The organism is Pseudomonas sp. GD03842, from assembly GCF_029841165.1.
Lineage (GTDB): Bacteria > Pseudomonadota > Gammaproteobacteria > Pseudomonadales > Pseudomonadaceae > Aquipseudomonas.
Genome location: NZ_JAOCEA010000026.1, coordinates 1 through 23,862 on the forward strand (window position 1 = coordinate 1; position 23,862 = coordinate 23,862).

The 23,862-nt window shown below is 61.1% G+C and carries 20 protein-coding genes and 1 pseudogene; 5 read left to right on the plus strand and 16 right to left on the minus strand.

What is annotated here, in order from left to right:
- A partial coding sequence (gene ppc / locus N5D61_RS25405) for a phosphoenolpyruvate carboxylase (protein ID WP_279894640.1) occupies positions 1–2,055 on the minus strand: 2,055 nt, incomplete at its 3' end.
- Between the two features lie 233 nt (positions 2,056–2,288).
- On the opposite strand from ppc, the pseudogene N5D61_RS25410 reads away from it, so the two are divergent.
- The 3 genes and pseudogenes from N5D61_RS25410 (at position 2,289) to N5D61_RS25420 (ending at position 4,171) form a co-directional block, all read left to right on the plus strand.
- Positions 2,289–2,633: pseudogene (locus N5D61_RS25410) on the plus strand (pilin assembly protein).
- A gap of 281 nt (positions 2,634–2,914) precedes the next feature.
- Positions 2,915–3,340, plus strand: coding sequence for a DUF4398 domain-containing protein (locus N5D61_RS25415; RefSeq protein WP_108235818.1), 426 nt, complete (start codon positions 2,915–2,917; stop codon positions 3,338–3,340).
- 48 nt (positions 3,341–3,388) lie between these two features.
- Positions 3,389–4,171 carry an OmpA family protein gene (locus tag N5D61_RS25420; RefSeq protein WP_279894641.1) on the plus strand — a complete coding sequence of 261 codons (783 nt, stop codon included), beginning with the start codon at positions 3,389–3,391 and terminating at the stop codon, positions 4,169–4,171.
- 105 nt (positions 4,172–4,276) lie between these two features.
- Here N5D61_RS25420 and N5D61_RS25425 read toward each other — a convergent pair whose 3' ends face one another.
- The 15 genes from N5D61_RS25425 to N5D61_RS25495 all read right to left on the minus strand — a co-directional run bounded on the left by N5D61_RS25425 (position 4,277) and on the right by N5D61_RS25495 (position 21,081).
- Positions 4,277–4,612: a hypothetical protein gene (locus tag N5D61_RS25425; protein ID WP_279894642.1), complete on the minus strand. Its 336-nt coding sequence runs from the start codon at positions 4,610–4,612 to the stop codon at positions 4,277–4,279.
- Positions 4,609–5,547, minus strand: coding sequence for an alpha/beta hydrolase (locus N5D61_RS25430; protein ID WP_279894643.1), 939 nt, complete (start codon positions 5,545–5,547; stop codon positions 4,609–4,611). Before N5D61_RS25430 ends, N5D61_RS25425 begins: the two co-directional genes overlap by 4 nt.
- A 66-nt stretch (positions 5,548–5,613) precedes the next feature.
- Entirely contained in the window at positions 5,614–6,864 is a 1,251-nt protein-coding gene (locus N5D61_RS25435; RefSeq protein WP_177410988.1) for a flavohemoglobin expression-modulating QEGLA motif protein, read from the minus strand.
- A 54-nt stretch (positions 6,865–6,918) separates the two neighbouring features.
- Positions 6,919–7,476 (minus strand): hypothetical protein, encoded by a 558-nt coding sequence (locus N5D61_RS25440; RefSeq protein WP_108235823.1) that lies wholly within the window; start codon positions 7,474–7,476, stop codon positions 6,919–6,921.
- A gap of 34 nt (positions 7,477–7,510) precedes the next feature.
- Complete coding sequence (locus tag N5D61_RS25445; RefSeq protein WP_279894644.1) at positions 7,511–8,242, minus strand: TetR family transcriptional regulator; 732 nt, start codon at positions 8,240–8,242, stop codon at positions 7,511–7,513.
- A gap of 124 nt (positions 8,243–8,366) precedes the next feature.
- Entirely contained in the window at positions 8,367–9,869 is a 1,503-nt protein-coding gene (lysS, locus tag N5D61_RS25450) for a lysine--tRNA ligase (RefSeq protein ID WP_108235825.1), read from the minus strand.
- A gap of 105 nt (positions 9,870–9,974) precedes the next feature.
- A protein-coding gene (gene prfB / locus N5D61_RS25455) for a peptide chain release factor 2 (protein ID WP_108236036.1) occupies positions 9,975–11,070 on the minus strand; the annotation gives its coding sequence in 2 pieces (ribosomal slippage) (positions 9,975–10,997 and positions 10,999–11,070; 1,095 coding nt in all).
- Positions 11,071–11,360: 290 nt separating this feature from the next.
- Entirely contained in the window at positions 11,361–12,368 is a 1,008-nt protein-coding gene (locus N5D61_RS25460; RefSeq protein ID WP_108235826.1) for a PleD family two-component system response regulator, read from the minus strand.
- Positions 12,369–12,413: 45 nt separating this feature from the next.
- The gene (locus N5D61_RS25465; RefSeq protein WP_279894645.1) at positions 12,414–13,424 is read right to left on the minus strand and encodes a chemotaxis response regulator protein-glutamate methylesterase; all 1,011 of its coding nucleotides are present in this window, start codon (positions 13,422–13,424) and stop codon (positions 12,414–12,416) included.
- Positions 13,421–15,820 (minus strand): hybrid sensor histidine kinase/response regulator, encoded by a 2,400-nt coding sequence (locus tag N5D61_RS25470; protein ID WP_279894646.1) that lies wholly within the window; start codon positions 15,818–15,820, stop codon positions 13,421–13,423. Before N5D61_RS25470 ends, N5D61_RS25465 begins: the two co-directional genes overlap by 4 nt.
- Positions 15,817–16,500: a chemotaxis protein CheW gene (locus N5D61_RS25475; protein ID WP_108235829.1), complete on the minus strand. Its 684-nt coding sequence runs from the start codon at positions 16,498–16,500 to the stop codon at positions 15,817–15,819. The genes N5D61_RS25470 and N5D61_RS25475 overlap by 4 nt, the downstream gene beginning before the upstream one ends.
- Entirely contained in the window at positions 16,497–17,795 is a 1,299-nt protein-coding gene (locus N5D61_RS25480; RefSeq protein ID WP_108235830.1) for a protein-glutamate O-methyltransferase CheR, read from the minus strand. Before N5D61_RS25480 ends, N5D61_RS25475 begins: the two co-directional genes overlap by 4 nt.
- Positions 17,792–18,337 (minus strand): chemotaxis protein CheW, encoded by a 546-nt coding sequence (locus N5D61_RS25485; protein ID WP_108235831.1) that lies wholly within the window; start codon positions 18,335–18,337, stop codon positions 17,792–17,794. Before N5D61_RS25485 ends, N5D61_RS25480 begins: the two co-directional genes overlap by 4 nt.
- An 8-nt stretch (positions 18,338–18,345) precedes the next feature.
- Positions 18,346–19,968 (minus strand): methyl-accepting chemotaxis protein, encoded by a 1,623-nt coding sequence (locus N5D61_RS25490; protein WP_108235832.1) that lies wholly within the window; start codon positions 19,966–19,968, stop codon positions 18,346–18,348.
- Between the two features lie 378 nt (positions 19,969–20,346).
- On the minus strand, positions 20,347–21,081 hold the full coding sequence (locus tag N5D61_RS25495; protein WP_108235833.1) for a tellurite resistance TerB family protein: 735 nt from the start codon (positions 21,079–21,081) through the stop codon (positions 20,347–20,349).
- A gap of 162 nt (positions 21,082–21,243) precedes the next feature.
- Between N5D61_RS25495 and N5D61_RS25500 the strand changes: the two genes are divergently transcribed.
- Together N5D61_RS25500 and N5D61_RS25505 are read left to right on the plus strand one after the other, a co-directional pair.
- Positions 21,244–22,158, plus strand: coding sequence for a LysR substrate-binding domain-containing protein (locus N5D61_RS25500; protein WP_279894647.1), 915 nt, complete (start codon positions 21,244–21,246; stop codon positions 22,156–22,158).
- 148 nt (positions 22,159–22,306) lie between these two features.
- Positions 22,307–23,767 carry a gamma-aminobutyraldehyde dehydrogenase gene (locus N5D61_RS25505; RefSeq protein ID WP_279894648.1) on the plus strand — a complete coding sequence of 487 codons (1,461 nt, stop codon included), beginning with the start codon at positions 22,307–22,309 and terminating at the stop codon, positions 23,765–23,767.
- Positions 23,768–23,862: the final 95 nt, after the last annotated feature.

A 23,862-nucleotide genomic window follows, 5' to 3' on the forward strand; every position in this document is an offset into this window, starting at 1 on the left:
GGTGGCTTGGCGGAAATAGTCGACGAACTCCGGATGCTCCCGGACCACGGCCCGGTAAGCCTTCACCCCGTCTGCCGCCAGTTGATCCATCATCTGCCGCCAGGCCGGCTCGGGCATGGGCGGCGGTTGCAACGTCGCCTCCAGCACGGCAGCGAGGTACAGGTTCAGATTCTGCTCGGCGATATCCGGCAAACCGAACTTGAAGCGGATCATTTCCCCTTGTTCAGTGGTACGGAAACGCCCAGCCACCGAGCCCGGCGGTTGCGACAGAATGGCGGCGTGGGCCGGTCCCCCGCCTCGCCCCACAGTGCCGCCTCGGCCGTGGAACAACAGCAGCTCCACTTGGTGAGCGCGGCAAATGTCGACGAGTTTCTCCTGCGCTCGGTACTGTGCCCAGGCCGCCGCCGTGGTGCCAGCGTCCTTGGCCGAGTCGGAATAGCCGATCATGACTTCCTGCGGCCCGCTCAAGCGGGCGCGATACCCCGGCAGACTCAGCAGGTGTTCGATGACAGGCCCGGCGTTATCCAAATCGGCGAGTGTCTCGAACAACGGCACTACGCGCATCGGACGTTGCAAGCCGGCTTCTTTGAGCAGCAGTTGCACCGCGAGCACGTCGGAGGCCGCACCGGCCATGGAGATGACGTACGAACCCAACGACGCTGCCGGGGCGGCGGCCACCTCTCGACAGGTCGCCAGCACCTCTGCCGTGTCGGCGGCCGGCTTGAAATGCGCGGGCAGCAGCGGGCGTTTGTTGTTCAACTCACGCAGCAGAAATTCGACCCGCTTCTCTTCCTCCCACTCTTCGTAACGTCCCAGGCCAAGGTAATCGGTGATTTCGGTCATCGCCGAACTGTGCCGCGTGGAGTCCTGCCGGACATCGAGCTTGACCAGAAACAGGCCGAAGGTGACCGCACGACGCAGGCAATCGAGCAACGGACCATCGGCGATCACGCCCATGCCGCATTCGTGGAGCGACTGGAAACACAACTGCAGCGGCTCGAGCAGGTCGCGATTGCTGTGCAACACGCCTTCCGGTGCCGGTTGAGTCACTTTGAGCGAAGCGTGTGCCCAATTGCGGGTGGCACGCAGGCGTTCGCGCAAGTGCTTGAGCACACTGCGATAGGGTTCGGCGCTGTCGCCCGCCACCGCCAGAAGTGCCGGGCTGGCTCGCTGCATCGACAGTTCGGCGGCCAGTTGATCGACATCGCGCAGGTACAGGTCGGCAGCCATCCAACGCGCCAACAACAGCACTTCGCGTGTCACCGCTGCCGTGACGTTCGGATTGCCATCTCGGTCGCCGCCCATCCAGGAGGCAAAGCGGATCGGTGCCGCTTCCAACGGCAGGTGCAGGCCGGTCGCCGCGTGCAGTGCGTGATCGGCCTTGCGCAGGTAATTGGGAATCGCTTGCCAGAGTGAGTTTTCGATCACCGCGAAGCCCCACTTGGCCTCATCCACCGGGGTGGGACGAACCCGACGAATTTCTTCCGTGTGCCAGGCTTCGGCGATGAGGCGCTGGAGGCGCTCAGTGATCTGCTGTCGCTCCAGGCGACTCAGGTCGCGGTGGTCCAGTGCAGCCAATTGCGCCGCGATGGCGTCGTACTTTTGAATGAGGGTACGCCGCGCTACTTCAGTGGGATGCGCGGTCAACACCAGTTCGATCTCCAGCTTGCCGAGTTGCCGGGCCAATGCGTCAGGTGACTGCCCGGATTGCTTCAAACGCTCCAGCAGTTCGGGAAGCACCCGCGCCTCGAACGGCTGAGGCTTGCTGTCATCACGGCGATGGATCAGTTGATACTGCTCGGCGATGTTCGCCAGGTTCAAGAACTGGTTGAACGCCCGCGCCACTGGCAGCAATTCGTCTTCGCCCAGGCTCTCAAGGTTGGAGCTCAACTGCTCGGTGCCCTGCGCCGAACCATGACGTCCGGCCTTGGCACTCTTGCGGATGCGCTCGATCTTTTCCAGAAAATCAGCCCCGTGCTGATCCCGAATCGTGTTGCCCAACAGCTCACCCAAAAGATGAACGTCCTCGCGCAAGCGCGCATCGATATCAGCCATCCAGCGTTCTCCTCTAGCGCTTTTGTTGTTCTGTTCCGAGCCAGCGCGCCCAGCCGAAACTGAACGCCCTCATCCGTTTTGCCTCTATCTCTGTGTATAGAGCGACAAATCGATGCATCGACGCAACCCTTGGCGTCACGCCCGCACCCAGCGGGCTACGCTCATGGGCGGGTCTCCTGAGATTCGACAATCCCCCCTGGCCCGCCATCATGCGGGAACGTGAAGAGGTCGTTATGAAAATTCGTGAGCTGGCAAAACAGTGAGAAGATTCGGCAAAAGGTCGCCTCACTCCAACCGCCTATTCCGTGCACCTGGACATCGAGGCCGCGGCTCGCCTGGCGGCGCTGGCCGAAATGTACCCCAAACGCTCCCCGGAAGAACTGATGGGCGAACTGCTCGGCGCGGCGTTAGAAGAGCTCGAGGCCAGCTTTCCTTACATCCAGGGTCAACATGTCGTTGCCACTGACGAAGAAGGCGATCCGCTGTATGAAGATGTAGGTCCGACGCCGCGCTTCCTCGCGTTGTCGCGGCGTTATCTGCAGGATTTGACCGACCAGATAGACAGCCAGCAGCACTGATCGCGACGTCGTTTTCACGCCGAAAACAGAACCCGGGCCACCCGCAAGCAGCGGGCGGCGCGGTATTTTCCTGCGTCAATTTTTTAGCGCCACATTTACAACACGAAACAAAACGTCAGGTCTTGAGAACAAAAACATCTGAACTATTCAAAAAATCGGCATGTCCGAGCAGTTAGCCATTACAGAAAAAGCCGACCAATGGCAGCGGGGCTCAGATCGAATGATCGCCCCCCGCCAGGCCAACCACTGAAATGGATCCTCTCGTTTTCAGGAGTTAAAAAATGGAGTTGACCACCATGACTACCCGCACTGCCAACCCTTCGTTCAAAGGCCTGCGCGGACTCAAGCTGGCCGCCCTGGTACTGGGCACTACCGCACTGCTCGCCGGTTGCGCGGGAAAACCGCCAAGCGAGCAGTACGCCGTGACCCAATCTGCCGTCAACGCCGCAGTCACTGCTGGAGCGACCGAGTTCGCGCCGGTTGAAATGAAAGCCGCCCAGGACAAGTTCAAGCAATCCGAACTGGCCATGCAAGAGAAGAAGTACGACGAGGCGCGCAAGTACGCCGAACAGGCGGAGTGGGATGCCCGCGTAGCCGAGCGTAAGGCTCAGGCGGCCAAGGCGCAGAAAGCGGTGCAGGACGCACGTCAGGGCGTCAACGAACTGCGTGAAGAAGGCCTGCGTCAGGTTCAGCCAGTCAGCCAGTAACCCTTCGCACCTCGTGCATTGCCATTGGATTTAAAGGACGAAACTATTATGCGTAAACAAGTACTCATTCCTGCCCTGTTGGCCCTGAGCGTCGGTCTGGCAGCTTGCTCCTCGCAGCCCAACGTGAACCTGGAACAAGCTCGCACCAACTTCTCCGCCTTGCAAAGCAACCCGAAAGCGGCTGAACTGGCCGCGCTGGAAACCAAAGACGCCAGCGAGTGGTTGGACAAGGCAGACGCCGCGTACCGCAACCATGACGACGAGAAAAAAGTCGATCAACTGGCCTACCTGACCAACCAGCGCGTCGAGCTGGCCAAACAGACCATCAACCTGAAGACCGCCGAAAACGATCTGAAAAACGCAGCGGCTCAGCGTGCACAAGCGCGTCTGGATGCCCGCGACGCACAGATCAAGGCGCTGCAGAACAGCCTGAACGCCAAGCAGACCGAACGCGGCACGCTGGTGACCTTTGGCGACGTGCTGTTCGACCTGAATAAATCCGAGCTCAAGTCCGCCGGTCTGGTCAACGTCAACAAACTCGCCCAATTCCTGCAGGAAAACCCTGATCGCAAGGTGATTGTCGAGGGCTACACCGACAGCACCGGTTCCGACAGCTACAACCAATCGCTGTCCGAGCGTCGCGCTAACTCGGTGCGCACGGCGCTGATCAAAATGGGCGTGAGCATGGACCGTGTAGTTGCTCAGGGTTATGGCAAGGAATACCCCGTTGCAGACAACAACAGCAACTCGGGCCGCGCCATGAACCGTCGTGTGGAAGTGACCATTTCCAACGATAACCAGCCGGTTGCACCGCGCTCCTCGATGCAATGATCGGTAACCGCTAAAGAAAAAAGCCCCGCTTGGCATTGCGCCTTGGCGGGGCTTTTTCTTGTCTCATCCGAAGCTATTGGCGTGAATCTGGTTGGGCCTACAGCTTTAACCCCCTTGATCGATCTTTTGCGGTGTCTGCTGCCCCATGCACCGTATCGCTTGCCTGCGGTCGTTGACCAACACGCCTGTCAGGCCTTTCTGCTCCGTATCGAACATGACCAACACCCCTTCGATGCACTGTGCGACTTGCCGTGCAGGCTCCAGCGCCGCTTTGTAATCCTGACCGGGCACGGTCTTGAGCAAGGTGAACTGGCTCAGTTCCAACGCATCTTCCGGCTTGGCGAAATGCAGATAGCCGTAGTACCAAAGCACCCCCACCGTGCCGAATATGCAGACGATGCCGGTGAGAATCTGCGGGATCAGATTACGCTCCCCAGTCATTGCGCGCGCTCGACTGTCGGGGCCTGAGAACGCACGTCAGGCGATCTACTCGCCGAATCAGTGTCTGGGTAGTTGGGCACTTCGGCGAGACGTCGCAGGCCGTTGAAGTGCTGAGGGTCGTCCAGGTAACGAACCATGACCTCACGCCAGGTCGGGTCGCCAAAAGTCTGCACATGCGGACCGCGGGTCAATTGCAGCACGCGGGGAAGCGGCGCCGACTGATACAGGCTGATGCCGTTGTGCAGCGGCACCTGCGTATCGTCCAGGCTCTGGAACAACAGAATGGGTGTTCCTTTCAACTGGGCGACGCCGTTGATGGCGCTGTCACCGTCCGGAATCACCCAGGACAGCGGCCGTTTGAAGGCCCATGTCAGCCAAGAGGTACTGAGGGTGTAGCGGGCCACTTCCCGGTAGCTGGCGGGTACGCCGTCCAGCACGAGGGCCTTGATTCGAAACCGCTGTTGCGGGTGCTCTGCCAGGTAATGCACGCCGAGCGCGCCGCCGATGCTTTGCCCGAGCACCACCAAAGGCTTGCCCTGAACCTCCGGCGCATGGTCCAGCCAGTCGAAGGCGGCGTCGATGTCCTGATAAACCGCGGGCAGCGCAGGATCGCCCTGGGAGTGACCATAGCCGCGGTAATCCAGCAACAGCACCTGATAGCCCTGCTCCGGCAGCCAGCCGCTGCCGCTCAGATGCCAGGCCATGTTGCCGCCGTTGCCGTGCAGGTGCAGCACCGTCCCTTTGACGGGGACCCCCGGCTTGGCCGGGAGGTACCAGGCGTTCAGGCGCGTCCCGTCGGCAGCGGTGAGGGTGACGTCACGCCAGGCGAGCCGGGCCTTGTCCGGGGTCAGTGGCACTTCACGTTCGGGGTAGAACAGGAGCTGGCTGCAGCCGCACAGGCACAACAGCAAAAGGAGCGAGGTGAGCAGCTTCAAACGATGGCCTTCTCTTCGATGTCGAAACATGGTCGGCAGGCGCGAGCGGGCCCGCGCATTCTCGGGTCAGAGGATATTCGAATAATCCGCTTCGATCCGGTCGAGGCTCAGGTGATTGAGGAAGTTGGAGAAGCACATCCAGGCGGACAGCGCGTTCATGTCACGGAATTGCTCGGGCAAGTACTTGGGCGGCACCACCAGCCCCTCATCCACTAATTGACGCAACGTGCGCATGTCTTCCAGTGTGGTCTTGCCACAAAACAACAGCGGCACTTGCTCCAACTTGCCCTTCCTCACGGCCAACTGGATGTAGTTGTAAACCATGATGAAGCCCTTGAGGTAGGACAAGTCCTTGGTGAATGGCAGGCCATTCGGTACGGACCCGCGGAAAACGCGGCTGGCATTGCCGTAGCTTTCCGCCATACCAAACCCCTGATCACGGTAGAACTCGAACACCTGGAGGAAATCCGCGCCCTCCTCAGCCATGTGAATCGCCCGGGTGCGGTTGGTGAGTTTGCGCAAGCGGCTTGGGTAGGACGCAAAACCGATCACTTCCATCAAAATCGCCAAACCTTCCTGAGTGATGGTCGATGAAGGCGGCCCTTTGGCCAGGAAGGTGCAGATGGGCTGGTTCTGCCCGTTGAGCGTGGTGCCCACGTGGACCAGCCCCTCATGGACTTCCAGCGCACGCACGTCGCGCTCATTGAACATCGCGTCGCTGCGAATCTTGATGTAGTCCGCCCCCGCTGCAGCGTCCGCCACGATGCCATCGGACTCGAATACCCTGATGGTCTCTTCTGCTTCACCGAACGTACGATTGAGACGACTTTGCAGCATCGCCACGGCGTCTTTTGCATTGAGCGTCTTGGGCTCGTCCTTGAGGTCACCGCGCCCGGCGATGTTGTTCAGGTAATCGGAGAGCATCAACCCCAGATCCGACAGCGTAGGGTCGCCGGCATGGAAAGCGTCGGACGCCGCGCCGTAAAGCTCCTGCGAAATCAGGCCGAAATCTGCAGTGCCCCGCGCTTCGAGCATACGGATGACCATCCGGTACTCTTTGCACATACGCCGCATGATCTGCCCGACCGGGTTGAACTGCCCCAATTGCCGGGTGATGTCCCGTTCGATGTTTTGAAATTCCAGCTTCACCGCACTGGAGTCGAAGCCCAACGGGCGATTTTCGTAGTACGCACGATCCACTTCCGGAAGCTGCTTGCCTTTGGCGGCGAGGAAATTCTTGCGGATGCTGTCGTCCCATTTCACGGCATCGAGCACGCGAATCGGCGTTTGAGCCAACACGATACGATCGGACAACATGCGTATGGTCTGCTGGTATTCGTCCACCCGGTACTCCTGTGACTGGTTCACGTGCTATTTGGCCATGCGCTGGTATTTGGCTGCCGAGAGAAAGATGTCGGAATTGGCGCTGTCATCCAGGTAAGCGAAAACGTTGTCCAGAGGGGTCGTGATCAGCACACCATCGCCTTTCTCGGTTTCCGTAGGGCGCCCTTCAAAGACCTTCTGATCGACCAACTGCTGCACCCGTTCCAGATCCAGGTCGTAGATCACCAACTCATCGGCAGCATTGTCGTTGTCGATCAAATCGAAGCCCGCGATCACATAGTGGCCGCCATACTTTTCTGGAAGCGCGGCGGATACATACCAGCGGCTGCCATGACGCGACACGGTAAAGGCGTACTCGTCCCGATTCTTGCGGTCGCCCTTGCGGTAGCTCACGGCCTTGTATTGATCGGCGCCCGCTCGGGTGATCTCAAGCTCCAGCGGCTCGCCCCAGGCATTTTTGCTGGTCCAGGTGCCCAGCAATCTGGGAGGTGCGGTATCGCGAGTCGGAATAGGATCGTTGAACGTCACCAGGCACCCGCTCAACAGCACGAACGACAAGGCGAGCAAGACGCTCCTGGCTTTCATCGCGTTCTCCTGATCCCGCCTTAATGAAAAATGCTCAATCCGTCGCCGCCCCTTCGGCGCCCAGCACCAGGTGCATCTGGCGGGTAAGGATAGCGAGCATTTCCTGGTCTGCGTCGGGCCTTTGCCCCCCCAGCAGCCCCTGATATTCCATCCGGCCGATCACGCCCGTCAACACTTGAGCATCAATGTGGGGCCGGTTGGAGCCCACAACCTCGAGAAACTGGGCACTTCCCTGGAGCAGGATTTCCTGGTGGGCAGCGACCAGCGATGCCAGCCGTGGATTGATCAGCGCTTCGAGGCGAAACGCATGCTCGGCGATCAATTGATCGCGGCGGGTCTGCAACTGGTGGCGCACGTACTCCATCGTCATGCGTGCGATCTCATCGGCCAACCGTGCGCGCGCCTCGGCGCTGCCGTCGTTGCGCCCCACCATTTCACGCAGCAGCGCTTCGGTGTTCGTCCACAGCTTGGCCATGTAGGCGGCGCTGCGCTCAACGTACTGAGCAAAAGCGTCGGTCAGCAGGTCGTCGATGTCCTTGAAATAGTACGTGGTGGCCGAAAGCGGGACCTGGGCTTCGGCGGCCACCGCACGGTGGCGCACTGCACGCACGCCATCGCGGATAACGATGCGCATGGCCGCGTCGAGGATTTGCTGACGACGTTGCTCGCTCCCCTGTCGGCTGGCCTTGCGCCCCTGGTACTGAACACTCTCTGCGACGGCTGTGGCCAGGCCAGCGGCTCCCTTTTGAGCGGTCACGCGATTCACGACAGGTTTTTCCTTTTCAGTCAGTGCTTGGAGTTACGGGTTCGAGTTCGCCTTGAGCGCAGGCGGCACTCACCTGCCGGGCAAAAAAAAGCCGCCCTCACCGGGCGGCTCGTTTTTTCGACAATTACGCCTGAGGCCGCATGTGGGGGAACAGGATCACGTCGCGAATCGATGGCGAGTTGGTCAGCAACATGACCAGGCGATCGATGCCGATGCCCTCACCTGCCGTAGGTGGCATGCCGTATTCGAGAGCACGCACGAAGTCCGCGTCGTAATGCATCGCTTCGTCGTCACCGGCGTCTTTGTCAGCCACCTGTTGCATGAAACGCTCGGCCTGGTCTTCCGCGTCGTTCAACTCGGAATACGCGTTGGCGATTTCGCGCCCGCCGATGAACAGCTCGAAACGGTCGGTGACGCTCGGATCGTCATCACTGCGACGCGCCAGCGGCGATACTTCGAACGGATAGCGGGTGATGAAATGCGGCTGCTCCAGCTTGTGCTCGACCAGTTCTTCGAAAATCATCACTTGCAGTTTGCCCAGGCCTTCGAAGCCCAGCACCTTCGCACCGGCTTTCTTGGCGATGGCCCGCGCCCTGTCGATGTCGTTCAGGTCATCGGCGGAAATGTCCGGGTTGTATTTGAGAATCGAATCGAACACCGAGAGGCGCACGAACGGCTCACCAAAATGGAACACCTTGTCGCCATAGGGAACATCGGTCGTGCCGAGCACCAATTGCGCAAGCTCGCGGAACAGCTCTTCGGTCAAGTCCATGTTGTCTTCGTAGTCGGCGTAGGCCTGGTAGAACTCCAACATGGTGAATTCGGGGTTGTGACGGGTCGATACCCCTTCGTTACGGAAATTGCGGTTGATCTCGAACACTTTTTCGAACCCACCTACCACAAGCCGCTTGAGGTAAAGCTCCGGGGCGATGCGCAGGAACATGGCCATGTCCAGTGCATTGTGGTGGGTTTCAAACGGCTTGGCCGCCGCCCCGCCCGGGATGGTCTGCAGCATGGGCGTTTCGACTTCAAGGAAATCACGCTTCATCAGGAAGCTGCGGATATGGGCGATCACCTGGGACCGCACGCGGAAGGTTTCGCGGACCTCGTCGTTGACCATCAGGTCGACGTAACGCTGGCGGTAGCGCTGTTCGGTGTCGGTCAGGCCGTGATGCTTGTCCGGCAACGGACGCAGGGATTTGGTCAGCAGCCGCACGCTCGTCATTTCGACGTACAGGTCGCCTTTGCCAGAGCGTGCCAGGGTGCCTTCGGCGGCGATGATGTCGCCGATGTCCCAGGTTTTTACCGCCGCCAGCGTTTCTTCCGACAACGTCTTGCGGTTGACGTAGACCTGGATGCGACCGGTCATGTCCTGAATGACCATGAACGAGCCACGGTTCAACATGATGCGACCTGCAACCTTGACCGGAATCGCCGCCTCAGCCAGTTCTTCCTTGGTCTTGTCCACGTACTGTTTCTGCAGGTCATTGCAGTAGTTTTCGCGGCGGAAGTCGTTGGGGAAGGCGTTGCCCTTGGCGCGCTCGGCAGCAAGCTTTTCCTTGCGCAGTGCGATCAGGGTGTTTTCTTCCTGTTGCAGGGCTTGCGGATCGAGTTGTTGGTCGCTCATGTCTTCAGATTTTCCATCACAGGTTCGTTGCGTCTTGCCGACGGCAAGGGATCGCGGGCCGGCCGCCGTGGAGCGTGTGCCGGGCCCGCAACGGGAGTGTCGCGATTACAGCCCCTGTTTGAGGCTGGCTTCCAGGTAACCGTCGAGGTCGCCGTCCAGGACTTTGTTGCAGTCGCTGCGCTCCACACCCGTGCGCAGGTCCTTGATACGCGAATCATCGAGGACATAGGAACGGATCTGGTGACCCCAACCGATGTCCGACTTACTGTCTTCAAGGGCTTGGGATGCGGCGTTGCGCTTCTGCATTTCCAGCTCGTACAGCTTGGCCCGCAACATTTTCATCGCGGTGTCCTTGTTGGCGTGCTGGGAGCGTTCGTTCTGGCAGCTGACCACGGTGTTGGTTGGAACGTGGGTGATACGCACCGCCGAATCGGTGGTGTTGACGTGCTGACCACCGGCACCGGACGAGCGATAGGTGTCGATCCGCAGGTCAGAGGGGTTGATGTCGATCTCGACCTTGTCGTCGATCTCCGGCGAAACGAACACCGCCGAGAACGACGTGTGACGACGTGCACCGGAGTCGAACGGACTCTTGCGCACCAGGCGGTGGACGCCGATCTCGGTGCGCAGCCAACCGAAGGCGTATTCACCCTTGATGTGCACGGTCGCACCCTTGATTCCGGCGACCTCGCCTTCGGACAGTTCCATGATGGTGGCGTCGAAACCGCGCTTGTCGGCCCAGCGCAGGTACATGCGCAGCAGGATGTTCGCCCAGTCCTGCGCTTCGGTGCCGCCGGAACCGGCCTGGATGTCCAGGTAAGCGTTGTTCATGTCCATCTCGCCACTGAACATGCGGCGGAATTCGAGCTTGGCCAGCGACGCCTCAAGGCCTTCGAGCAACTCGACGACGTCATTGACGGCGCCTTCGTCGTTCTCTTCGACGGCCATGTCGAGCAATTCGCGGGAATCGGCCAGGCCGCTGGCCATCTCGTCCAGGGTGTCGACGATCTGCGCCAGCATGGCGCGCTCGCGGCCCAGGGCCTGGGCGTACTCGGGCTTGTTCCAGACGTTGGGGTCTTCCAGCTCGCGGTTGACTTCGATCAGACGGTCACTCTTGTGATCGTAGTCAAAGATACCCCCGAATAGACTGGGAGCGTTCGGTCAGGTCCTTGATGGTGTTCAGGATCGGGTTGATTTCCATGGTCGTCAGGACTCGCAGGCGAATTTCACAAAGCCCGCGAGTATACCGCATTGATGCGAGTTCCGGCACTCCATCTGGGTCTCGAAAACCGGAGGCCTGTGGTTGCCGATCCTGAAACTGGACATTATCAGATAGGAAGCAGCGCGTTCTGTGGCAGCGTCGCGGACGAGGCAGTGCAACCCTCAACCGTTCAACGGATGTGAAAAACCCTCCTGAAGCTGGCCGCGACCTCGCTTGCGCCAACCTCAGGAGGGCTCATTCGAAAGCCCTGAGAACAAGCGGACGGGCATTCAGCCTCCCACCACCACCTGATTGCGCCCATTATGCTTGGCCGAATACAACCCTTGGTCGGCCATCTGGATCAGTTGGCGACTGTGGCTGCCCACCGCTGGCACGAGGGTCGCCAGGCCGATGCTGACGGTCAGGCTCGAACCTTCGGTGGGGGCGATGTGCGCAATGCTCATGCCGGAGATCGTCTGACGCAGCTTTTCGGCCAGCAGTCGCGCACCACCCGGCGAGGTGTTGGGCAGGACCAGCGCGAACTCCTCACCGCCATAGCGCGCGGGCAAGTCGGAGGGGCGACTGCAACTGGCGCGAATCGCCTTGGCGACCTGGCGAAGGGCTTCGTCGCCTTCCAGGTGACCGAAGTTGTCATTGTAGGCCTTGAAATAATCGACATCGATCATCAGCAACGACAACTGGGTCTGCTCGCGAATGGCTCGGCGCCATTCCAGCTCGAGGTATTCGTCGAAATGACGACGATTCGACAGCCCCGTCAGGCCGTCGGAGTTCATCAGGCGTTGAAGGACCAGGTTGGTGTCCAGCAACTGTTGCTGGCTCACGCGCAGGGCCCTGTAGGCCTCATCCCGCTGCAACAGTGTCATGTACGACCGCGAGTGGTAGCGGATGCGAGCCACCAGTTCGATGTTGTCCGGCAGCTTGACCAGGTAATCGTTAGCGCCAGCGGCAAAGGCCGCGCTCTTGATCATCGGATCTTCCTTGGTCGACAGCACGATGATCGGGATGTCCCGGGTCATCGGGTTGTTGCGGTATTCGCGCACCAAGGTGAGGCCGTCGAGGCCCGGCATCACCAGGTCCTGCAATATCACGGTCGGCTTGATCTGGATCGCCTGGGCGATCGCCTGGTGCGGGTCGGCGCAAAAATGAAAATCGATGTTTTCTTCGTTTGCCAGGCCGCGCCGGACGGCTTCGCCAATCATCGCCTGATCGTCGACCAGCAACACCATGGCCGCGTTTTCGTCCGTGGTGTGCAACTCGTCCAGTTGCAAGTCATGCATTCAGGGGCTCCTGGTCACAGTCCGGCTGTGAAATCACCTGGAAATTCATTGGGTCAATGCCTCGTTCAACCGAGACGCGATGCTGTCCAGCGGGCGAATCTCCATGACGGCGTCAATCGCGGCAGCCGCTTTGGGCATGCCGTACACCGCACAGCTTTGCTGGTCCTGGGCGATGGTGAGGAATCCACGCTGACGCATCAGCTTGAGTCCCTGGGCACCATCCCGGCCCATGCCTGTCAACAGAACGCCCACTGCATCACCATTCCAATACGTCGCTACGCTCTCGAAGAACACGTCGATCGAGGGTCTGTAAATTTCGTTCACCGGCTCGGCGGTGTAGGCCAACGTGCCGTTTTTCAATAACCGGATGTGGTGGTTGGTGCCTGCCAGCAGCACGGCACCAGCCTGAGGCGGCTCGCCATCGCAAGCCAATCGTACAGGGAGTCCGGAAGAACTGCTCAACCATTGTGCCATCCCGGCTGCAAACACCTGATCCACATGCTGAACCAGCACGATGGCCCCCGGAAAATCCTTCGGCAGCCCTTTGAGCAACACTTCAAGCGCCGCAGGCCCCCCAGCGGAAGAACCGATGGCGACCAGCGCCTGACGCTGCGGCGCTTCGCGCACGGGCGGGGGTGCCGGACGAACCCGGCTGTCCCGTTGACCGATAAGCCAGCCTATATTAAGTATCTTGCGCAACAAAGGTGCGGCGGCTTCTTTTGGGTTGCCCGCTCCGATGGCCGGGGTGTCGACGACGTCGAGCGCACCATGGCCCATGGCTTCGAATACTCGGTGGACGTTCTGTTCCCGATCTACAGTCACAATCACGATGGCGCAGGGGGTGGCGGCCATGATGCGCCGCGTGGCTTCGACACCGTCCATGACCGGCATGATCAAATCCATCAATATCAAATCAGGCGTCGACTCGGCGCAGCGCTGCACCGCCTCCGCGCCATTGCCTGCCACCCACACCACCTCATGCGACGGTTCGAATGCCAACGCGCGCCGCAGTGCCTCGACTGCCATGGGCATATCGTTGACGATGGCGATCTTCATCCCTGCGCATCTCCTATCAGCTCAACGACGGCATCGAGCAACGCGTCGTCATGAAAACTGGCCTTGGCCAGATAATAGTCGGCGCCGGCGTCCAGGCCTCGACGGCGATCCTCTTCACGATCCTTGTATGACACCACCATGACCGGCAACGACTGCAACCGGCTGTCGCGCCGCAACAGGGTCACCAGTTCGATGCCGTCCATGCGCGGCATGTCGATGTCGGTGATCAGCAAATCGAAATCTTCGGCACGCAGGGCATTCCAGCCATCCATGCCGTCCACGGCCACGGCCACCTCGTACCCGCGGCTGAGCAACAGCTTGCGCTCCAGCTCGCGGACCGTCAGCGAGTCGTCGACCACCAGCACCCGCTTGCGCGATTGAGCATCGGCCTGGCGATTGCGCCGGTCGATGCGCTCCAGTCGCCCGGTGCTGAGCAACTTTTCGACCGAGCGCAACATGTCTTCGACGTCGATGATCAACACCGCCGATCCATCGTCCAGCAACGCCCCGGCGGAAATGTCCTGTACCTTGCCCAGCCGCGGGTCCAGCGGTAACACGACCAGCGTGCGTTCGCCGATGAAACGCTCCACGGCCACGCCATACACGGCGTCGCGTTCTCGGATGATCACGACTTTGAGGAGGTCGGCGTGGTCCTGGCTGGCGGGACGATTGAGCAATTGGCTCGCAGCGACCAAGCCCACGTGTCGCTCTTCGTGCCAGAAGTGCTGTCGCCCTTCCAGTTGTACGATTTCATCCGCCGCGACATCGCGCATGCGCTCGATGTGCGCCAGCGGGAAGGCGTAGGCTTCACCGCCGACTTCAACCACCAAACTGCGCACCACCGACAGCGTCAGCGGGACTTCCAAGTGGAACCGGCTGCCCTGCCCCGCCTGCTGATGCAAATCGACACCGCCGCGCAGCTGCCGGACCATGTGCAGCACGGCATCGAGACCGACACCACGCCCCGACACTTCAGTGACCTTGTCTCGCATGCTGAACCCCGGGAGGAACAGGAAGCTGAGCAACTCTTCTTCGCTCAATTGCGCTGCGGTTTCCTCCGGCGACAATTTGCGCGCAACGATGCTGCGACGCAGACGTTCCAGATCGATGCCCGCGCCATCGTCGATCAGCTCCACCACCAGCAGCCCCGCCTGGTGCGAGGCTTTGAGCTGAATCAGCCCTTCGGCGGGCTTGCCGCATGCCAGACGTTGCTCGGGCAATTCGATGCCGTGATCCACGGCGTTGCGCAGGAGGTGAGTCAGTGGCGCTTCGAGCTTTTCCAGAACATCGCGATCGACCTGGGTTTTCTCACCTTCGATTTCCAGCCGCACCTGTTTGCCCAACGAGCGGCCCAGGTCTCGCACCATGCGCACCTGACCAGCCAACACATCGGCAAACGGGCGCATGCGACACGCCAGTGCTGTGTCGTACAACAGTTGCGCCCGCTGAGCGGCCTGCCAGCCAAACTCGTCCAGGTCCGAGGTCTGCTGGATCAATAAGTGCTGCGCTTCGCCCAACAAGCGGCGTGCTTCCTCCAGCGCCTTCTGGGCATCGGGGTCGACATTGGCACCGAGTAGCGCGTCGAGGTTGTCCAGCGCCCGACTCGCTCCCGTCTGGGAACGCTTGACCCGTTGCATCGCCGTCAGGTACGGCTTCAGACGCTGAGTCTCGACCAGTGACTTGCTCGAAAGGTCCAACAGGTTGTTCAACCGCTCTGCGGTGACCCGCAACACCCGCTCGCCTCCCTCCGTCACCCGCCGCTCGCGCCGCCGGTCGACCTTGACAGACACCTCGGCGTCGCCGTCGATCTCGTCAGGGGCATGGGGCAGCGTCGGCTCATTGACGGGGGGCGAAGCGGTCACGGGGGGCTCGGGTTCGGCCGAGGGCTCAGGGACCAAAGGCGCATGAGCGGACTGCACCGATTCCACCAGCGCCTGGGCATTGGCCAGGAGTAAATCCTCCATCGACGGCTCAGCGGTCGGCATTGGCACGGCGTGATGTGCCCCCGGGTTGATCAGGTCATTCAGCAGCGCGACGTAGCCGTCCACATCGGCTTGCGTCACCTTGCTCTCGCCCGGCGTCGCGATGCGCATGAGCATGTCGGTGCCCATCAACAGCGCATCAATGTGTTCGGGCTTCAAATGCAAGCGGCCGGTCTGGGCTTCGACCAGACAATCCTCCATGACGTGGGAGACGCTGACGCCCGCGTCGACGCCCACAATCCGGGCGGCGCCCTTGAGCGAGTGAGCGGCGCGCATGCACGCTTCCAACTGGTCGGCCTGAGTCGGATTGCGCTCGAGGGCGAGCAGACCTGCGCTCAACACCTGGGTCTGGGCTTCGGCTTCGAGGGTGAACAGCTCGAAAAGTGAAGCGTCGCGCATCTGATCAGGCGTCATGTGAGGCTCCGGTTCACTGCCGACAACAGCTGTTCTTCATCCAACAGGCGCAGGCTGCGGTTTTTCCACTGGACCACCCCCTTGGTGAAACGGGCGTTGGCGTTTTGCGCGGAGCCGGATGCGCCGTCCAGTAGACGGGCTTCGATGGCATGGATGCCGTCGACTTCATCGACCGGCACCACCACCGGCCCGCCCTGCGCGGCGACGATCAGCATGCGCGGCATGACTCGCCCGGTGTTGACCGGGGCAAACGAAACATCGAGCCCGAGCAGTTCGACGAACGACAGGCAAGCCACCAACGCACCACGCACATTGGCAACGCCCAGCAATGCCCGGGACCGTTGATGGGGAAGCGAATGGATGGCTTGCACGGGCGAGACTTCCACCAAGCACCGGGTTGGGAGGCCGAGCCACTCTTCGCCGAGACGAAAGACCACCAGTGAGCGCGTCTTGACGTCGTTGTCCAGCTCATCGCTCTGAACCACAACGCGATGTTCCTGCGCCAGCGTATAACGATCCAGCAAGCGCGTAGCGGCGGCGGAGTACACCGAGCAGTTGCGACAATGAATGTGATCGACCAGCAGCGGGCAGGAGCGATCGCCATGGATGCCGATCCGGTTCCAGCAGTCATCGATGGCCTGCGCGGCGTCGCTGATCAATTCACTGTGTACGCTGGTCATCGACTCCGTCCTTCTTTGTTCACGCCGCGGGCGGCACGCTCCTGCAGGCGTCTGGCACCTGCGCTATCGCCTTGCGCAGCCAACAGCGCGGCCAGTTGCGCCAGCGCTTCAGGGTGTTGCGGTTCCAGGTACAGCGCCTTGCGGTAGAAGCCTTGTGCACCGACGCCATCGCCACTGACTTCACTGAGCAGCCCCAACCAATAAAACACCGGCGCCACGGGCTCATGGCTTTTCAGATACTGCTCGCAAGCCCGCCTGGCTTCCGCGGTTTTACCCTCGTTGGCCAATTGCTTGATGCTGGCGAGCAGGGTTGCCGCTTCCCCGGCTGGCGGAGGCGCCCCCGGCGCAGGGCTGCGCACGGGCGCCGGGCCGAAGGATTTGGGCGCTGGGTTTGGACGCGGCGCCGGCGGCGGTCTGTTACTGACTTGCGGCGCTGCGACAGGCCTGATCGGCAACGTCGCAGCAGTCGGCGGTACCGCGAACGGATCAGCCACAGGCTCGGTTCGATGCCGGAACGCGAATGACTGAGGGATGCCGATGGACACCATGCCCATTCGCCCCAATAGACTGCCTTCGGCGGGCCCGATGAAGAGCAATCCATCTTCACGGGTCATGCGCTTCAATGCTTCGAACCCCTGTCGCTGGGTGTCCAGGTCGAAGTAAATCAGCAGGTTGCGACAGAACACGAAATCATAGGCGGACTGCGCGACTGTCAACGCGGGGTCGAGAAGGTTGCCGGTCTGGAAGCCGACCTGCTCACGGACCTTCTCGCTGACCAGGTAACCGTCTTCGACCTGAGTGAAATGGCGCTCACGGAACCCCAGTTGATCCCCGCGGAAGGAATTTTTGCCGTACACGGCGCGACGTGCCCTTTGCAGTGACAGGGGGCTGATGTCCACCGCTTCGACTTTGAACTGGGTGGCCTGCAAGCCTGCATCGAACAAGGCCATGGCAATCGAGTAAGGCTCTTCGCCGGTGGAGCACGGAAGACTGAGGATGCGCAGCGGTCGGGCACCGTTCAACTGCGCCACCCTCGCTGCCGCCAGCTTGCCCAGCGTGCCGAAGGATTCCGGGTAACGGAAAAACCAAGTCTCAGGCACGATCACCGCCTCGATCAATGCCTGTTGTTCTTCGGCGCTGCTGTGCAGCAACTGCCAATAGGCATCGGCGCTCTCGGCCTTGTTGAGCGCGCATCGCTGACGAACCGCTCGCTCGATGATCGCCTCGCCGACGGAGGCGACGTCCAGCCCGATGCGGCTCTTGAGGAAGGCGAAAAAGCGCGCGTCCGATGTCATGGTGCGGCCCCGAGGGAATCAAGGGTGTCGAAGTCCATGGGACGGGCAGGAAACAGCAGGTCGCGCACCTCGTCGGTGAGCAGGTCCTGTACGCGAATCCACTGCAGCAGCCCCGTTTCGTCTTCCCGCACCGGTCCCAGATAAGGGGCCTCACGGTTGTCCAGGCCATATGCCTTGAATTCGTCCACCGCGCACCGCAGGGTGTCCGTCGCCTGTTCGAGGATCAGCCCCAGACGCTGCGCCGGACGATCGCCCCCCAGTCGGTAGTGCACCAGCACCAGACGCGTGCTGGTTCGCTGCGGCGCCGTTTCGCCGAAGGTCAGCGCACTGAGATCGACCACCGGCACCACCGCGCCTCGATGAGCGAACACACCCGCGACCCAATGGGGCGCGCGCGCAATCGGCTTGAGCGCCAGACGCGGCAGGACTTCAGCCACCTCGGCGGCCTCCAGGGCGTAGCGCTCCTTCCCGATGCGAAACATCAGGAACAGCTTGTTCGACGGCAACGACCGCGCGCCGCGCTTGGCTGAATGCTCCGTCATGGACCGACTCAGACCTTGAATCGCGAGACGCCGCTGCGCAGGCCCACTGCCACCTGGCTCAACTCGTCGATGGCAAAGCTGGCCTGGCGCAGCGACTCCACGGTCTGGCTGCTGGCATCGCCCAATTGCACCAGCGCCTGATTGATCTGTTCGGCACCCGTGGCCTGGGCCTGCATGCCTTCATTGACCATCAACACGCGCGGCGCCAGCGCCTGCACCTGATGGATGATCTGCGAGAGCTGTTCGCCCACCTGGGTGACTTCGAACATCCCTCGACGTACCTCTTCGGAAAACTTGTCCATGCCCATCACGCCCGCCGAGACCGCCGACTGAATCTCTCGCACCATCTGTTCGATGTCATAGGTGGCGACTGCCGTCTGGTCCGCCAGGCGCCGGACCTCCGTCGCGACCACGGCGAATCCGCGGCCGTATTCACCGGCTTTTTCGGCCTCGATGGCGGCGTTCAACGACAACAGGTTGGTCTGATCGGCGACCTTGACGATGGTGACCACCACCTGATTGATGTTGCCCGCCTTCTCATTGAGGATAGCCAGCTTCGAGTTGACCAGATCCGCGGCCCCCATCACCGAGTGCATGGTTTCCTCCATTCGTGCCAGGCCCTGCTGACCGGATCCGGCGAGGATCGAAGCCTGATCGGCAGCCGAGGTCACTTCCGTCATGGTGCGCACCAGATCCCGAGACGTCGCGGCGATCTCGCGGGACGTGGCGCCGATTTCGGTGGTAGTGGCCGCGGTTTCAGTGGCGGTGGCCTGCTGCTGCTTGGAGGTGGCGGCGATTTCGGTCACCGATGTGGTGACCTGAACCGAGGAGCGCTGCGCCTGGGACACCAGCGCTGCGAGCTCGGTGACCATGTCGTTGAACCCGGTCTGCACCGCGTCGAATTCGTCCTTGCGCTCCAGGTTCAGACGGCTGCTCAGGTCGCCGGTCCGCATCACGTCGAGGATTCTGACGATCCGATTCATGGGCGCCAGGATGGCGCGCATCAGCAGCAGGCCACAGATACCGGCGACCAGCACTGCGATGATCAGCGAGATGCCCAAGGTGATCTTGGCGCTGTAGACCGCGGCCTGAATGTTGTCCGATGCGCGATCGGCATTGATTTTGTTCTTGGTACCCAGCGCATTGAGCACCTTGCGACCCTCGAACCACATCGGGGTCAGCTGTTCGGTAAAGATGCGCTGGGCCATCGCGAAGTTGTCACCTTGATAGGCCGACAGGATGCCGTTGAGCACCAGCCCGAACCGTTCACGCAGTTGCAGAAACTGCGCGAACTCACTGCGATCGCTCTCTTCAAAAATACTTTTCTGATACGCGGCAATCTGGCTCTGGAGGCGGTCATCGTACTCTTTGTACTGATCTTCCTCAGCGTTGGTCAGAGGACGCCCCGCACCTTCGGCGAGCAACTGTTGGGTGCGGATGTAGCTTTCAACCCAGGCGCCGCGCACCGTGCTGCTGTAATAAACCCCCGGTAGCGCGTCGAGCCGTACTTCATCGCCGCTGCTTTCAATGACCAGCAAGCGGTTGAAAGCCACAATCACCATCAGCAACATGATGGCGATGATTACAGCGAAGCTCGCCAAAATACGTTGACGCAACGTCCAGTTCTTCACAGTCAGCCCTCAAGAGTTCAACACCGGCAAGACCGGGTTCAAGAAGCGGACCGACAGACGGCCCAACGCGAGCGGAGTATAGCCTAGTGCCTTACTAATTAACTGGGCTGTTTCCGACACGACATACGCAATAACGCACACATATAAAGGAAACTTCTGACACGTTATCGGCCGACCAAAGCTTTACCTGATAGGGAAGTTGCCGATGGGGCTCATGGCGCCCATTAACGTCCAACGGCGCCGCGAAGAGGTACGGGGACTTGAGGCAAGGGAAAGGAAGTTGCGGGCTCGGGCAGCGGTCGAGATCCGGCCCCAGGGAGACGGCAAGCCACCGCCGGGCTTGCCCTTCCCGAGTCTGCTTCGATTTGCCGTGGCGAGTTATGGCTGCGCTTGGCGGACCTGATTCTCCAACTCGGCTTTCAAGTCGGGGGCAAGTTTGAGCTGTTTGGCCAGTTCGTCCAGGTATGCCCGCTCCATGAAGTGCTCTTCATCGACCATCATCACACTGGCGAGGTACATCTCGGCGGCAATTTCAGGTGTGTGAGCCGACCGCGCGACCTCGGCAGGGTCCAGCGGCTTGTGCAGCTCGGCGTGGAGCCAGTGCTGCAATTCCTCATCGCCCGTCAGCCGCGTGAACTCACCCTCGATCAATTGCCGTTCATTGTCATCAACATGGCCGTCCGCCTTGGCCGCCGCCACCAATGCCCGCAGGATCGCCTCGCTGTGCTGTTCCACTTGGGCGGGCGGCACACGGTCGACGGTCTGAGGCTGAGCCGACCCTGCGCTTGCCTGATTGGCCTGCCAGTTCCCGTAGGCCTTGTAGGCCAGCACACCCAGCGCCGTGAGGCCGCCGTAGGTCAGCACTTTGCCACCGATCTTGCGCGCACTTTTGTTGCCCAGCAGCAACCCCATCGCCCCCGCTGCCAGCGCGCCACCGCCCGCGCCGGACAACAGCCCTCCCAGATTGGCGCCACCGGCCTTGCCGAGCAGATCGGCGAGGCCGCCTTGGGTGCCCTGGCTTTGAGAAGGAGAACGACCGGACTGACCCGCCTTGTTTTGCAACAGGTCCTGGCCGGATTTCAGCAACTGATCAAGTAAACCTCGGGTATTCATGGGCACCTCCTGAAAACACTTAAACGGTCCGACACGCAGGTTAAGGCGAAGTCCTCAGTTGCCGTTTCCGACTGTGCTTCCAGATGTTGCAGGGGCGAGCCGGGCCATTCGAAAAAAACGATATACACTCGTCGAATTCCAAAAAAGACGGGAACGGCTCACATGATGACGTTACGCCAAATCCGCCACTTCATCGCAGTGGCCGAAACCGGATCGATTTCCGCAGCGGCGCAGGCGGTGTTCATCTCCCAATCCACCCTGACGCTGGCCATCCAGCAGCTGGAGGAAGAGATCGGCGTTACCTTGTTCAGCCGCCACGCCAAAGGCATGACCCTCACCCATCAGGGGCACCAATTTCTGCGGCAGGCCCACCTGATTCTGGCCACGGTGGAAAACGCCAAGCGCAGCTTGCAACAAGGCGCCGAACAGGTGGCCGGGCAGTTGGTGATCGGCGTGACCAGCCTGGTGGCAGGCTATTACCTCGCCGATCTGCTGACGCGGTTTCAGCGCGCCTACCCCAACGTCGACCTCCGCGTGATGGAAGATGAGCGCCCCTACATCGAGCATCTGCTGGTCAGCGGTGAGATCGACATTGGCGTGTTGATCCTCTCCAACCTTGAGGATCGCCATGCCTTGCAGACCGAAGTGCTCACGCACTCGCCTTACCGGCTATGGCTCCCGGCCCAGCATCCTCTGTTGGAACATGACAACATCAACCTGGCCGACGTCGCATGCGAGCCGCTCATTCAACTCAACGTCGACGAGATGGGCAGCAATGCCCAGCGCATCTGGTCGCGCATAGGCCTGCAACCGAAAGTCAGCCTGCGCACAGCCTCCACCGAGGCGGTCCGAAGCCTGGTGGCGGCGGGCCTTGGGGTTTCGATCCAACCGGACATGACATACCGTCCGTGGTCGCTGGAGGGGGACATCATCGAAGCCCGTCCTATCGCCGACCTGACCCATACACTCGATGTAGGACTGGCGTGGCGGCGGGGTACGGCGCGCCCGTCACTGGTCGACCCCTTTCTGAGTGTCGCGCGAGAACAACCTCATCCAGGGCGCAGGCCTTCGATTTAATCGAACGGGGGTTTCAGAATTAAGCATTTGTCGAGCGCCGATGCGGACACTAGGCTCTGAGCTTGGGGCGTCAAAGTGTATCGGCATCTTTCAAGGGAGCCGCTTCAAACATTGACTCGTTCCACTTCGCCACAGGGAAGCTCAAACAATGGCAGGCTGCTCGAATGATCGGTTTTTGACTGCACTGCTGATCGACGGTGAACAAGTCGCCGGCGAGGGGATCGTCGAACCGATCCTCAATCCGGCCACGGGCGAAGTGCTGACCGCAATCGCCGAAGCCAGTACCGACCAGGTCGAGAGCGCGATTCTCGCGGCCAACCGCGCATTTGACGCTTGGTCGCGCACCACACCGCAATTCCGCGCGAACGTCCTGCTCGGCATCGCCGATGCCATCGAAAAAAATGCCGATCACCTCGCCCAGTTGGAAGCGCTCAACTGTGGCAAGCCCCTGCACCTCGCCCGGCAGGACGACCTGACGGCCACCGTCGACGTGTTCCGCTTTTTTGCCGGTGCCGTACGCTGTCAGACCGGGCAACTGGCGGGCGAATACGTGGCGGGCCACACCAGCATGGTGCGGCGCGATCCGATCGGCGTCGTCGCATCCATCGCGCCCTGGAATTACCCGATCATGATGGCCGCCTGGAAGATCGCTCCGGCCCTCGCGGCGGGCAATACGCTGGTGTTCAAGCCGTCGGAACATACGCCGCTGTCGATTCTTGCGCTGGTCCCGCTGTTGGCCGAGCGGCTGCCCAGGGGCGTGATCAATATCGTCTGTGGTGGCGGCGAAGGCGTTGGGAGCCATTTGGTGAGCCACCCGAAAGTCAGGCTGGTGTCACTGACCGGCGATATCGTGACCGGCCAGAAAATCCTGCAGGCGGCGGCCAAGACCCTGAAACGCACCCACCTTGAACTGGGGGGCAAAGCGCCGGTGATCGTCTGCGATGACGCGGACATCGCGGCGGTGGTCGAAGGTGTCCGCACCTACGGTTATTACAACGCAGGCCAGGATTGCACCGCGGCCTGTCGCATTTACGCCGAGGCCGGTATACACGACAAGCTGGTCGCCGAATTGGGCTCGGCAGTCGCCAGCCTGCGTTTCGCGAGCAGACGCGACGCGGACAATGAGATCGGGCCCTTGATCAGCACGCGCCAGCGTGACCGGGTGGCCAGCTTCGTCGAGCGGGCGCTGAGCCAGCCTCATATCGAACGCATCACCGGCGCCGCCGTGCATTCGGGGCCTGGGTTCTTCTACCAACCCACCTTGCTGGCAGGCTGCAAACAGGGGGATGAGATCGTCCAGCGCGAGGTGTTCGGGCCGGTGGTCACCGTGACCCGCTTCGATGGGCTGTCGCAAGCCCTGGATTGGGCCAACGATTCCGAATATGGCCTGGCGTCGTCGATCTGGACGCAGAACCTGGACAAGGCCATGCAGGTCGCGGCCCGCCTGCAGTACGGCTGCACTTGGATCAACAGCCATTTCATGCTGACCAGCGAAATGCCCCACGGCGGCCTGAAACGCTCAGGGTACGGCAAGGATTTATCCAGTGATTCGCTACAGGACTACAGCGTTGTCCGGCACATCATGGCTAGGAGCAGTTACGCGCTTTAAGCACCCGACCAGCGTGCAGTCGAGATTGAGTTCAAAGCAATAACAAGAAAACCGAGGAGCGCCTGCGTTTGGGGACTTCCAACGGCGCTCCCCGC

What these genes read in the sequence shown, in the direction of transcription:
- N5D61_RS25500 (WP_279894647.1), top strand. Translation starts at nt 21,244, where the DNA reads ATGATGACGTTACGCCAAATCCGCCACTTCATCGCAGTGGCCGAAACC.
- N5D61_RS25505 (WP_279894648.1), top strand. Translation starts at nt 22,307, where the DNA reads ATGGCAGGCTGCTCGAATGATCGGTTTTTGACTGCACTGCTGATCGAC.
- N5D61_RS25435 (WP_177410988.1), bottom strand. Translation starts at nt 6,864, where the DNA reads ATGTTGTCCGATCGTATCGTGTTGGCTCAAACGCCGATTCGCGTGCTC.
- N5D61_RS25480 (WP_108235830.1), bottom strand. Translation starts at nt 17,795, where the DNA reads ATGACATCGGACGCGCGCTTTTTCGCCTTCCTCAAGAGCCGCATCGGG.
- N5D61_RS25460 (WP_108235826.1), bottom strand. Translation starts at nt 12,368, where the DNA reads ATGCATGACTTGCAACTGGACGAGTTGCACACCACGGACGAAAACGCG.
- N5D61_RS25425 (WP_279894642.1), bottom strand. Translation starts at nt 4,612, where the DNA reads ATGACTGGGGAGCGTAATCTGATCCCGCAGATTCTCACCGGCATCGTC.
- N5D61_RS25440 (WP_108235823.1), bottom strand. Translation starts at nt 7,476, where the DNA reads ATGAAAGCCAGGAGCGTCTTGCTCGCCTTGTCGTTCGTGCTGTTGAGC.
- N5D61_RS25495 (WP_108235833.1), bottom strand. Translation starts at nt 21,081, where the DNA reads ATGAATACCCGAGGTTTACTTGATCAGTTGCTGAAATCCGGCCAGGAC.
- N5D61_RS25465 (WP_279894645.1), bottom strand. Translation starts at nt 13,424, where the DNA reads ATGAAGATCGCCATCGTCAACGATATGCCCATGGCAGTCGAGGCACTG.
- N5D61_RS25470 (WP_279894646.1), bottom strand. Translation starts at nt 15,820, where the DNA reads ATGACGCCTGATCAGATGCGCGACGCTTCACTTTTCGAGCTGTTCACC.
- N5D61_RS25415 (WP_108235818.1), top strand. Translation starts at nt 2,915, where the DNA reads ATGGAGTTGACCACCATGACTACCCGCACTGCCAACCCTTCGTTCAAA.
- N5D61_RS25420 (WP_279894641.1), top strand. Translation starts at nt 3,389, where the DNA reads ATGCGTAAACAAGTACTCATTCCTGCCCTGTTGGCCCTGAGCGTCGGT.
- lysS (WP_108235825.1), bottom strand. Translation starts at nt 9,869, where the DNA reads ATGAGCGACCAACAACTCGATCCGCAAGCCCTGCAACAGGAAGAAAAC.
- N5D61_RS25485 (WP_108235831.1), bottom strand. Translation starts at nt 18,337, where the DNA reads ATGACGGAGCATTCAGCCAAGCGCGGCGCGCGGTCGTTGCCGTCGAAC.
- N5D61_RS25475 (WP_108235829.1), bottom strand. Translation starts at nt 16,500, where the DNA reads ATGACCAGCGTACACAGTGAATTGATCAGCGACGCCGCGCAGGCCATC.